This window comes from Hydrogenophaga sp. (assembly GCF_019264445.1).
Lineage (GTDB): Bacteria > Pseudomonadota > Gammaproteobacteria > Burkholderiales > Burkholderiaceae_C > Hydrogenophaga.
On record NZ_JAHVAB010000033.1, the window covers coordinates 63469 to 69576 of the forward strand.

The 6108-nt window shown below is 69.7% G+C and carries 6 protein-coding genes; all 6 read right to left on the reverse strand.

Translation table 11 applies throughout. The features are described 5' to 3' along the window. Positions 1 to 11: 11 nt before the first annotated feature. A complete protein-coding gene (locus KXJ60_RS05215; RefSeq protein WP_291124774.1) occupies positions 12 to 1220 on the reverse strand; it encodes a cation:proton antiporter in 1209 nt (402 codons plus the stop codon). A 10-nt stretch (positions 1221 to 1230) separates the two neighbouring features. Further along, the gene (locus tag KXJ60_RS05220) at positions 1231 to 1989 is read right to left on the reverse strand and encodes a glycosyltransferase family 2 protein (RefSeq protein ID WP_291124776.1); all 759 of its coding nucleotides are present in this window, start codon (positions 1987 to 1989) and stop codon (positions 1231 to 1233) included. 3 nt (positions 1990 to 1992) lie between these two features. Next, the gene (locus KXJ60_RS05225; protein ID WP_291124778.1) at positions 1993 to 2787 is read right to left on the reverse strand and encodes a lysophospholipid acyltransferase family protein; all 795 of its coding nucleotides are present in this window, start codon (positions 2785 to 2787) and stop codon (positions 1993 to 1995) included. Next, positions 2784 to 3785: a hypothetical protein gene (locus KXJ60_RS05230; RefSeq protein WP_291124780.1), complete on the reverse strand. Its 1002-nt coding sequence runs from the start codon at positions 3783 to 3785 to the stop codon at positions 2784 to 2786. The genes KXJ60_RS05225 and KXJ60_RS05230 overlap by 4 nt, the downstream gene beginning before the upstream one ends. Next, a complete protein-coding gene (locus KXJ60_RS05235; RefSeq protein WP_291124782.1) occupies positions 3782 to 5119 on the reverse strand; it encodes an NAD(P)/FAD-dependent oxidoreductase in 1338 nt (445 codons plus the stop codon). Before KXJ60_RS05235 ends, KXJ60_RS05230 begins: the two co-directional genes overlap by 4 nt. Before the next feature lie 108 nt (positions 5120 to 5227). After that, positions 5228 to 6043 (reverse strand): GntR family transcriptional regulator, encoded by an 816-nt coding sequence (locus tag KXJ60_RS05240; protein WP_363318036.1) that lies wholly within the window; start codon positions 6041 to 6043, stop codon positions 5228 to 5230. Between the last annotated feature and the right edge of the window lie 65 nt (positions 6044 to 6108).

Here is a 6108-nt window from a genome sequence, read left to right on the forward strand (position 1 = left end):
GGCGCAGGGCCTCAGGTCTTGCTCCACCACGCCGCGCCCTCGCGGCGCGCGCGGCGCAAGGCGGGCTCCACCATCGGCACGGTGAGCATGGTGCTGGCCACGGCCATGAGGAGCAGCGCGGTGAAGGTGTTGCTGGTGATGACGTGTTTGTCCAGCAGGATGTTGGCGAAGATGATCATGATCAGCGCCTTGGTCTGCAGCAGCCAGCCGATGATGGACGCTTCTCCCGCCGGCCACTTCAGCGCGCGGCCCGCGAGGTGAACGCCCAGCAGCTTGCCGCTGACCGATGCCACCAGCAGCAGCGCGGCCACCGCAAACACCGCCACACCACCCACGGCCCATTCGGTGCGCAGGCCGGTGGAGAGGAAGAACACCGGCATGAGCACCAGCAGCACGTGGTGGCGCAGCAGGTCCAGCTTCTCCTGGTCGAACCACTCGGCGTCCATCACCACGCCGGCCAGGAACGCGCCCACCATGTAGTGCAGGCCCGACCAGTCGGCGCCGAAGGCGCACACCGCGAGCCAGATCAGGCTCACGGCCCAGCGGTCGCGCTCGGCCAGGCGGCGCATGAGGTGGCGAAAGGCCCAGCTCAGCGCCACAAACGCGGCGATGAACGTCGCCTGCTTGCCCACGCGCTGCCAGTCCATCAGGATGAGCGCGAGCACGCCCCAGATGGCGATGTCGTCCAGGCTCGCATAGCGCAGGATGCGCTGGCCCAGCGGCTGGCGCAGCACCTCGAGCTTTTCCATGAGCAGGATGAGGATGGGCAGCGCGGTCACGGCGCAGGCCATGCCGACCCCCATCACGAACTGCCAGGGCCTCGCGTCGCTGCCCATCCAGCCGGCGTGGCCGAGTAAGAGGGCGGCGGCCAGGCAGCCCAGCAGCAGCGGCGTACCCAGCGCCAGGCCGGCGGTGATGCCGCTCTCGCGCCGGTGCGCCCAGGCCTGGCGCAGGTCGAGCTCGATGCCGGCGATCATCACGAACAGCATGACGGCCCACCACGCGATGCCGTTGAGCGACTGGATGACCGCAGGGTTGAAGACGAAGCGGTACGCCTCGGGCCAGACCTGGCCCAGCACACCGGGGCCGAGCAGGATGCCGGTGACGATCTGCACCACCACCAGCGGCGCCCAGTAGTCGGTGCGCGCCACGCGCCAGATGAGCCAGGGCACGGCGAAGATGACCGCCATCGCGATCAGGAAGATTTCGGTGGTGTTCATGGTGGCGGCTTCAGGCCCGCAGGCGCCGCCACAGCAGCACGGGCAGGCGCAGCACGAAGCCGAGGAACAACCGCGTGTGCATCCACGTCAGCAGCACGTTGTCGCGCAGGTAGTTGAAGTGCGACACGCCGCCTTCTTCCACCGAGAAGTAGCGCACCGGCGCGTCGATGTTGATGGGCCGCACGCCGGCCCAGCACAGGCGCACCACGGCCTCGGGGTCGAAGTCGAAGCGGCGCATGAAGCGCGTGCCGTGCATCACGCGCATGAGCGGCTCGATGGGGTAGACGCGAAAGCCGTAGAGCGAATCGCCAATGCCCATGCCCAGCGTCTCCAGGTTGGCCCAGCCGTTGGAGACCTTGCGCCCGTTCACGCGCAGCGCGGGCGCTTCGGCGCCGAACACCGGCTTGCCCAGCACCATGGCGCCGGGCGTGGCCTGTGAGGCGGCCATGAAGGTGGGGATCAACGTCTCGGGGTGCTGGCCGTCGGAGTCCATGGTGAGCGCGTGCGTGAAGCCGGCCTGCGCGGCCAGCGTGATGCCCTGCAGCACGGCCGAGCCCTTGCCCTGGTTGTGCGGCAGCACCACCACGCGCAGCCCGGGGTCTGCGGCGGCTTCGGCGGTGAGCCATTCGGCCGAGCCATCGGTGCTGCCATCGACCACCACCCACACGGGGGTCCACTGCGCGCGCGCGGCGCGCACGGTGGCGAGCACCTTGCGGCCCGGGTTGTAGCTGGGAATGAGAACGAGGTGGGTGGTGCTGGGGAGGGTCATGGGTCAGGCGGCCACTGAGGCGGCCACGGGGGTCGGTGTGCCGCTGAGCTCGGCGCGAAAGTAGGCTTCCAGTTCCTGGGTGAACAGGCGCGCGTCGCGCGGTGCTTCGAAGCGGCGGCCCAGGCGGATGTGGCAGGTCAGTGGCAGGCTGGGCTTGCGCCACAGCGGCCAGCCTTTGCCGAGGTAGGGGCTGGAGAACTCGACGATGAGCGTCTGCACGGGCACGTTGGCGCGCGTGGCGATCAGCGCCGTGGAGCGCGTGAGCGGGTTCAGCACATTGCCGGGATAACCGAGCGTGCGCGTGCCCTCGGGAAAGATCACGATCTGGGCCCCCTGCTGCAGCTCGCGCCGGCAGCTCTGGATGGCGCCGATCAGGTGGTCGTTGCGCACGTAGCGCGCCATGCGCGCGCCCGCGCCGAAGAGCGGGTTGTCCATGATGTCGGCCTTCATGAAGCAGACCGCGTTGGGCAGGCGCGAGGTGATGAGCACGGCGTCGAGCAGCGACGGGTGGTTGGCGGCGATCACCATCGGGCCCTGGTCGCGCAGCGCATCGATGGCGGAGAGATCGAAGCGGCAGGCGCACACCGTGCGCAGCACCCCCACGTACAGGCGAAAGCCCCGCATGATGGCCTGGCGGCCCACCCAGCGGCCCAGCGGTGTGGGCAGCACCGGGTACAGCGCAATGGCCAGGGGTGTCCAGCTCAGGCACACCACGGCCAGCGCGCTCAGGCCCAACACCATGGCCACGTGCTCGTACACGCTCCACAGCCACGAGGTGGGGCGTTCGAGCGGGGTCATGCGGTCAGCGGATGGATGGCCTGGCATTCGATTTCCACCAGCAGGTCGGCGCGGCAGATGTCGGCCTGCACGAGCACCAGTGGCGCGCCTTGCAGCAAGGGTGCGAGCGTGTGCTGCACGGTCTGCGCATCGGCGGCGTGGCGCACGTAGGCGCGGTGGCTGAGGCCGCCCAGCGAGAAGGGCGGAGCGGAGCGGCGCACGCGGTTGGCCTCGTCCACGAGGCAGGCGATGTTGCGCACGGTCTCGTGGCATTGCGCGGCCACGTCGCCCGGGTGCACGGTCTCGTGCCCCACGATGCTCGCCGTGCCGGAGATGAACAGCGCCTCCTGGTCGCATGGATAGGCCAGTGCCGCCCGCGAGAATGTGGGCGCGCGCGGCCCGTACTGCGCGGGGTAGTGCCAGGCGCTCACCTGGCGCGGGTTTTCCAGCGGTACCAGTGGCGAGTTGCCCGCCAGAAACGCCACCGAGAGCGGGCCGTGCGCCACCCCGATGGCGCAGGCCGCCGGCACCTGGCCGCCGGTCTCGCGCCGGGCCTGCACGAAGGCTTCGTGCCGGCCCAGGTTGAACTGGCGGTAACGCTCCAGCCCGTGCGACGCGTCGTTGATGCGCGCCAGGTAGTTCCACACGCGCCACAGGTGCGGCGTGCCTTGCGCCTGCAGCAGGCGGAACACGCGCTCGTACAGGGCCTGGCTGGCGTGCTGCAAGGGCGCGCCCTGCGCCGTGGCAGGGAAGTCGGCTTCGTGCTGCTCGATCACGCCGTACAGCGCGTCGGCGCTGCGCCGCCAGTGAATGCCTTCGCTGTGGCCTTGCTGCACCGGCCCGTCGGTGAACCAGCGCTCCGGCCGATGCGCTGCGTTCGCCAGCAGCAGCGGCGCTCGCAATGGCTGCCGGGGCCACGCGGCGTCGGGCAGGTCTGGGGTGAGGCCGATGACCGCATCGCCCAGGGGCTCACCCGGGTGGGGGGTATCGGCGTTGCAGGGCGCGTGCTGCAGCGTCACGGCACGCGTGCCAGGGCCGCTTCGTCCGCCGGTCGGATGTTGTCGCGCCGCTTGCGCCAGGCCGCGAAGGCGCGGCGGGGTTGCAGGATGTTGGCCACGAAGTACAGCGCCTTGAACGCCAGCATGGAGCGCCCGATGGGCGCGCCGCCGTAGACGTCGCCGGCCAGGGTGGAGAGCAGCGCCTCTTTCACGCGGAACACGTTGCGCGGTCCCATGAAGAAGTCCCGCATGATGGGGTTGGTCACGCGGTAGATGAACCACGAGAAGGCCTTGGGCCCCCGGCGGCTCTGGCGGTCAAAGTGCCTGAGCGCCGCGCGCGCCTTTTTCGGGTGGCGCAGGCAGGTGTCGATGGTCTGCGCACCGAGCTCGCCGCCGTTCATGGCCAGCCACACGCCCGACGAGAACACCGGGTCGATGAAGGTGTAGGCGTCGCCCAGCATGAGGTAGTTGTCGCCGTGGTTGTGCTGGGCGGCGTACGAGAAGTTGCCCGTGGCCTCGGCGGGCGCGCTCAGGCGGGCGTCTTGCAGGCGCTCGGCCAGGCCCTTGCAGGTGGCGATGTTGTCCAGCAGGAACTGATCGACGCTGCGCCCCGCGCGCGTTTTCATGTGGTACGGCCAGGTGACCATGCCCACGCTGGTGATGCCGCCCGTGAGCGGGATGAACCAGAACCAGCCGTGGTCGAACCAGAAGATGGTGATGTTGCCTTCGGCCTCGCCGGCGTTGCGCCGTGCGTTGGCGAAGTGGCCATACACCGCCGCGCTGTTGTGGCGCGGGTTGCGCTCCTTGATCTTGAAGCGCGACGCCAGGAAGGTGTCGCGTCCGGACGCGTCCACGAGGAACCTGGCATCCCACACGCTGGTGCGGCCGTCGTCGTGTTCGGCGTGCACGCGCACGCTGCGGTCGGGCAGGAATTCCACCGAACGCGCCTTGCAGCCTTCGTGAACCTCCACACCTTTGCGCTCGGCGTTGCGGATCAGGATTTCGTCGAACTCGGCGCGCTTGACCTGGTACGCGTAGGGCATGGACTTGTCCCAGGCCTCGGCGAAGTGAAAGGTCTGCGTGTGGTCGTGGTGGGGCGAGACGAATTCGGCGCCCGGCTTGTACTGCCCGATGGCACGCACCTCGTCGGCCACGCCCAGGCGCTCGAGCAGCGGCAGGTTGGCGGGCAGCAGCGATTCGCCAATGTGGAACCTCGGGTGGTGCGCCTTTTCCAGCAGCACGACGCGGTGGCCCTTCTGGGCCAGCATGGGTGACACGGTGGAGCCGGCGGGCCCCCCGCCGATCACGAGAACGTCGCAGCTCAGACGTTCGGGTCCCTGGTTGTCGTGGTTCATATGGACTCAGCACCGCTGGCGCACAGGGCGCCGTGGTGCTCGGGCAGTGGACAGTCCAAAATTGTAGCGGTGCCCTCGAGGGGCTGTAACACGATCCGCCTGCCCTTGTTACAAGCCCAGCAGCTCCTTCAAACCCGGGGCGCGCGCCTCGGTCTGCAGGCACACATTGCGCTCGAGTTCCTGCAGGTGCTGGTCCATCAGCCGCACCGCACCATCGGCATCGCCGCGCTCGATGCATTTCACGATGGCCTCGTGTTCGTCGTGCTCGCAGCAGGCGTTGCCGGGGGGTTCGTACAGCGCCACGATGAGCGAGCAGCGCGAGACCATTTCCACCAGGTAGCGCTGCAGGATGGGGTTGCGCCCAAGCTCGCCGAGCTTGAGGTGAAAGCTGCTGGCCAGGCGCGCCCAGGCGGGCTGGTCGAAGCGGTGCATGGCCTCGTGCTCGGCGCGCAGTTGCGCGCGCAGCGCCTTGAGGTCCGCCGCGGTGATGTGGGCCACGGCCAGTCGCACCAGCGCGGCTTCCAGGCCGCGGCGGGCTTCAAAGATCTGCCGCGTTTCCTCGGGCGTGGGCATGGCCACGATGGCGCCGCGGTTGGGGCGCAGCTGCACGATGTGGTCGTGCGCCAGCCGCTGCAGGGCCAGCCGCACAGTGGAGCGGCTGGCGTTGAAGAGCTCGCACAGCGCTGCCTCGGGCAGCTTGGTGCCGGGCGCCAGCCGCTGGCCCATGACGCTCTCGAACACCGCCTGGTAGATGCGGTCTTCGGGTGTGTCGCCCCAAGCGCTGGCCGCCAGTGCGCCGCCGGGCAGCGGCACGTCGGACGGGGCTGCGGGGGCCTTGCGGGCCGAAGGGGCGCGTCGCTTGGGGGTGGCAGCGGGACGGACGGTGGAGCGGGGGGTGCGCGGCATGGTGCGGGGCGTGGCCATCAGTGCGGCATAGCTTGCCACAGGCGCACGGCCAGGGCGATCAGGGCGCGGTCGCTGCCGGCGGG